We start from the raw sequence: 883 nt of genomic DNA, 5'->3' as shown, positions 1-883 counted from the left end.
CGGTGCCAGGCCGCGCCCGGTTCGCCGCCCAGCCGCAGCTCCGCTGCCCCGCGCGCCAGGGCGTTCCCGACCGGCCCGCCCAGGGTCTCTCCGACCGCCTGCGCGGCCGTCACCGGTCCGGCGCCCGCCTCGATGCAGGCCGCCAGCAGGTCGGCGGCGAGGGGGAGTTGCCGGGACGCAGCCGCTGCTTCACGCTCCTTCACGGGGTCCCGGGTATCGGCCCGGCGCCGGTGCCACCGCCAGAGGGCGCAGCCGCCCGCCAGCCCGACGACCGCACCGGCGAGGCCGCCCACCAGCACCCAGCCGACGGCCACGGCAGCCCCGCAGGGCAGCCAGTCGCGCATCCGGTCCGGCACCGTGAGCCACTTGCGCCTCGGCACCGGTTCCGCGGCCAGGATCCCGGGGAGGCGCCTGTGCAGCCGGCGTTCGTTCCGGGCGTGCCCCAGCCATCGCGCCCAGCAGCCGACGGCCACCAGCACCCCCAGCGTCATCCCCAGCCTGTGGACGACTTCCCCGCTCACGCCGCCGCCTCCTCGGCTCCGCGCATGATCCGCAGCACCCACCACAGGCCGGCGCCCTCGAAGACCGCGCCCACCGCCAGGCAGCCCAGCCCCGACGGGGTGTGCAGCAGGATGTGCAACGGGTCGGCTCCGAGCGCGGCTCCCAGTCCCAGTCCGAGCACCGGAAGCCCGGCCAGCATCACAGCCGTGGCGCGGGCGCCGGCCAGTTGCGCACGCAGGTCGGCACGCTGGTCCCGCTCGGTGCGCAAGGCCGCCTCCAGCCGGTCGAGTCCGGCCGCGAGCCCGGCTCCCTGGTCGACGGCCACCCGCCAGCACGCGGCCAGCCCGCCCAGCCCTTCGGCACCGGGCCGGCCGGCGGCCAC

At 78.0% G+C, this 883-nt stretch carries 2 protein-coding genes; both read right to left on the bottom strand.

Annotation, left to right across the window (positions count from 1 at the left end):
• Positions 1–521: hypothetical protein (locus G3I53_RS10315; RefSeq protein WP_164438258.1), on the bottom strand; the 521-nt coding region annotated here is incomplete at its 3' end.
• Positions 518–883: type II secretion system F family protein (locus tag G3I53_RS10310; RefSeq protein WP_203616849.1), on the bottom strand; the 366-nt coding region annotated here is incomplete at its 5' end. The genes G3I53_RS10310 and G3I53_RS10315, both read right to left, overlap by 4 nt.

The organism is Streptomyces sp. SID14436, from assembly GCF_010548465.1.
Lineage (GTDB): Bacteria > Actinomycetota > Actinomycetes > Streptomycetales > Streptomycetaceae > Streptomyces.
The sequence above is the reverse complement of the archived record's forward strand: the minus strand, read 5'-3'. Positions and strand labels throughout refer to the sequence as shown.